Source organism: Streptomyces sp. ICN903 (genome assembly GCF_022015835.1).
GTDB classification, from domain to species: Bacteria; Actinomycetota; Actinomycetes; order Streptomycetales; family Streptomycetaceae; genus Streptomyces; species Streptomyces fenghuangensis.
Genome location: NZ_JAKMAY010000191.1, coordinates 1 through 3388, shown reverse-complemented (window position 1 = coordinate 3388; position 3388 = coordinate 1). Strand labels below are relative to the sequence as shown.

Genomic DNA, 3388 nt, shown 5'->3' with positions numbered 1-3388 from the left:
TTCGGCACGCTCGGCGAAGCCGGTGGTGCGGTACTCCTCGAAGGCGGCGCGGGCGTGCTCCAGCCGCTCCTCGATCTCCTGGTCGCCCAGGGCCTCGAAGGTCTGCAGGGTCTCACCGGTGGCCGGGTTGGTGGTCGAGATGGGCATGGGTCCCTCCCGGGGTGGTCTGAGACGGTGCGGCCCGCCGGCCCAGACAGCCGGCGGGCGGGTACGCGCCCCCGCTCGTCCTCGCTCGCTTCCGTTCGCGGGGGCGCGTACCCGCCCGTGGCGGTCTCAGTCCGCGAACGGCGGCCCCGGGCCGGTGGGAGCGGTCCGGGCAGGTCAGCGCCGGGGCAGGTCAGCGCTGGGCGAGCCTGAGCCGCACCTCCACCTCCTGGTCGCCCGAGATCCGGGGCTCGGCCGTCACGTCGTAGAAGCCCGCGAGAGCGTCCTGGACCTGCCGTACCGCGTCGGGGCCGCCGCTGAGGTCCGCCTCGACCGGCTCCCCGAGTTCCAGGGTGCACTCCACCTCACCATGGGTGCGGACGTCGACCGTGCCCACCCAGAACTTCCGCTGCTCGCACCGACTTCCGGGCCCGCCCCCGCCGTTGCCGCCGCCCAGCTCGGGTGATTCGGGGAACGCCGACCTCAGGACGGCGAAGACGGCCGCCGCGTTCGAAGCGGTGCAGTGGGGCAGCTCGATCTCGACGAGGCAGGCCCCTTCCTTGGTCTTTCCGGTCTGTTCAGTGCTCATAGCCCCACCTGTACCCCGGTGCGGGCGATGGTCACAGGTCGTTCCGGCACACGGCCGGTCCGCCGCCGCGGAGCCGGGCCCGGAAGTCGGTGCGGGCGCGGAACGCGCCGCTACCCGGCGGGATCCGGGGTGGCCCCGGTGTCGCGGAGGTAGTCGCCGTAGGGCTGCGGCACGGACCCCTCAAGCGGTTCCCGGAGGGGGCCCGGAGCGGGCTCGGCGGAGCGGAGGACGGCGTGGTAGCACACCCGGGGAGCCTCCGGAGGGCTGGGATCCCACCACTGGTCCGGTCCGGGCGTCGCGCAGCGGTCGTCCTCCACCGGAGCAGGCGGAGCCGGGGGCTCCCCCTGCGGTGTGTGCTCGTACCAGCCGTACCGCCCGGGAGCGTCGTCGGTGCTGCCGTTCAACACCAGCGTGGCTCCGGCGCCCGCCGCCGCGAGCACCGCCCATCCGCAGACCAGTACCTGCTTCGCCCGGCGCGACGCCATGACGGACTCCCCCTCGCGGAAACGGTGGCGATCATCACTCTAGGGGCCGGCCCGCCACCGTGCGGAGGATCTCGGCCTCCTTCGCGGGCGCCAGTCCGACCCGGGAGCGGCCGGGGCGGAGGGGCGGCTCGCCGTCCAGGCCGCACAGCCAGGCCCAGGTGTCGGCCGCGGTCCGCTCCACGGGGCGGCAGCGCAGCCCCGCCGCGACGGCCCGGGAGACGTCCCCGGCGTGCATGGCGTCGTGGAGCTCGCCCGGCGGGATCCACACCGGCAGGTCCGTCCACGGCCGCACCCCCGCCGCCAGGATCGGCTCCGGGTCGGTCCACCGCAGTTCGGCGCCGGAACCGGTGACGCTCACGCAGCTCTCCAGCAACTCCCCCATGGTCGCGTGACCGGGCGGGCTCACCAGGTTGTACGGGCCGCCCAGTCCGCGCCCGGCGGCGTCCAGTGTCCAGACGGCGAGGTCGCGCGCGTCCACGTACTGCAGGGGGAGGTCCCGGGGGCCGGGCGCCAGCACCTCACCGCCCCGGGCGACGCGCAGCAGCCACCACGGCAGCCGCCCGATGTTCTCGTACGGGCCCAGGATCAGCCCCGCCCGCACCAGCAGGCCCCGGTCGCCGAAGGCCGCCTCGACGGCCATCTCCCCTCCCCGCTTGGCCCTGGCGTAGTCGGCGGCGCCGTCGTCGTCGGGCGAGGCGTCGACGAGCGGGCCGGTCTCGTCCAGGCCGGCCGGGGGCGGGTAGGCGTACACCGAGCGACTGGAGACGTACGCGTAGTGCCCCGCACGCCGCGCCAGCAAGGCAGCGGCGTCGCGTACCGCGGCGGGCGCCCCCGACCAGGTGTCGACCACGACGTCCCAGCCGCCGGCCGGCTCCTTCAGGGCGGCGAGCCCGCCGTCGGCCGTGCGGTCGCCCCGCAGTGCGGTGGCGCCCGGCGGCGGGGCATGGCGTCCGCGGTTGAGGACGGTCACCTCCCAGCCGCGCGCCAGTGCCTCCTCGACGACCGCACGGCCGACGAACTCCGTTCCGCCCAGCACCAGAAGTCTCATGGGCCGAGCGTGCCCGCCGGCGCGGCCTGGCGGAACGGCTTCACGCCGGTGGCGTAATCGCCACGAGCCGAAACGAGCCGGGCCGGGCTGAGCCGGGCCGGGCCCTTGTGGGGCCCGGCCCGGTTCGGGTGCCGCTGTGTCACCTCACGCGCCCGTAGCGCACGCTCTTGGTCCAGATCCTCTCCTTGCGGACGGTCTTGCCCGGCTTGGGAGAGTGCCAGATCCGTCCCTCGCCGGCGTAGATGCCGACGTGGTAGACACTGCCGCCCGAGTGGAAGAAGACCAGGTCCCCCTTCTTGCGCGACTTGGCGGAGACCTTCTTCGAGCGGTTGTACTGGGCCGCCGCGGTGCGCGGCAGTTTCTTGCCCGCCTTCTTGTACGAGTACTGGGTGAGTCCCGAGCAGTCGAACCGGCTGGGGCCGGCGGCGCCGTAGCTGTAGGGGGCGCCCTTCTTGGAGGCCGCGACCCTGAGCGCCTTGCCGGCGGGGGTGGCCGCCTCGGCCTCGGGTGCGGCGGACGGGATGAGCATCGTCCCCGCCAGGGTGGCGGCGGTGACGGCGGTGGTGATGCCCGCCCGGGACACCGGACCCGCTATGCGTGCGTGCGCAGACATGAGTGAACCCTTCGTCATACGCCTGCGAAAGATGACCTGTCGGGTTCGGGCTGGCGAAGTTGCCCGGCCACGCGCGGCGTGGCTTCACCCCAAGGGCCGCGTCGTGCGCGGCCCGCCTTGCTCGGGTCCCCCGCTCCTGCCGTCTCGTCATGGTCCGTACATCACCCGGGCGACGGCAGGATTGGGCGTCCGTCCGGGCGGCCCCGCCCTGCGGCGGGGACTTGCGGTCTTCTACGGATAGTGCGTCAGAAAAGCTCCCGATCGGTCGATCGGAGATGTTTTGTGAACATGCTCACTGCCGGCCCGCCGGGGCCGGGTCCTTGCCCAGGCAGGCCGTTCGGGGCGTCAAAAGGCTTACGACAGGGGGTGGTTACCCTCTTCGGAGGGTGTGCGGCGGCTCGGCTGCCGGTCCGCGCACCGGTTCGGCGTGCCGCCGGGATCAGCCCGAATGGGTGCGGTCGTGTCGGGTGAACGCGGCGGGTCGCGGGGTGCGGTGCGGGTGCCGTGCG

At 74.1% G+C, this 3388-nt stretch carries 5 protein-coding genes and 1 riboswitch; all 5 genes read right to left on the bottom strand.

The window, feature by feature from the left end; translation table 11 throughout:
• On the bottom strand, positions 1–147 hold a 147-nt coding region (locus L7D48_RS18995; protein ID WP_237880666.1), incomplete at its 3' end, for an aldehyde dehydrogenase family protein.
• Positions 148–337: 190 nt separating this feature from the next.
• Positions 338–733 (bottom strand): hypothetical protein, encoded by a 396-nt coding sequence (locus tag L7D48_RS18990; RefSeq protein ID WP_237880659.1) that lies wholly within the window; start codon positions 731–733, stop codon positions 338–340.
• Positions 734–843: 110 nt separating this feature from the next.
• Entirely contained in the window at positions 844–1218 is a 375-nt protein-coding gene (locus L7D48_RS18985) for a hypothetical protein (RefSeq protein ID WP_237880658.1), read from the bottom strand.
• A gap of 34 nt (positions 1219–1252) precedes the next feature.
• On the bottom strand, positions 1253–2266 hold the full coding sequence (locus L7D48_RS18980; RefSeq protein WP_237880657.1) for an NAD-dependent epimerase/dehydratase family protein: 1014 nt from the start codon (positions 2264–2266) through the stop codon (positions 1253–1255).
• Positions 2267–2405: 139 nt separating this feature from the next.
• Positions 2406–2879, bottom strand: a complete 474-nt coding sequence (locus L7D48_RS18975; RefSeq protein WP_237880656.1) for a C40 family peptidase — start codon at positions 2877–2879, stop codon at positions 2406–2408.
• Positions 2880–2882: 3 nt separating this feature from the next.
• Positions 2883–3067: riboswitch (cyclic di-AMP (ydaO/yuaA leader) on the bottom strand.
• Between the last annotated feature and the right edge of the window lie 321 nt (positions 3068–3388).

Excerpts from the sequence above, each read along its gene's own strand:
- L7D48_RS18990 (WP_237880659.1), bottom strand. The coding sequence starts at position 733 with ATGAGCACTGAACAGACCGGAAAGACCAAGGAAGGGGCCTGCCTCGTC.
- L7D48_RS18985 (WP_237880658.1), bottom strand. The coding sequence starts at position 1,218 with ATGGCGTCGCGCCGGGCGAAGCAGGTACTGGTCTGCGGATGGGCGGTG.
- L7D48_RS18980 (WP_237880657.1), bottom strand. The coding sequence starts at position 2,266 with ATGAGACTTCTGGTGCTGGGCGGAACGGAGTTCGTCGGCCGTGCGGTC.
- L7D48_RS18975 (WP_237880656.1), bottom strand. The coding sequence starts at position 2,879 with ATGTCTGCGCACGCACGCATAGCGGGTCCGGTGTCCCGGGCGGGCATC.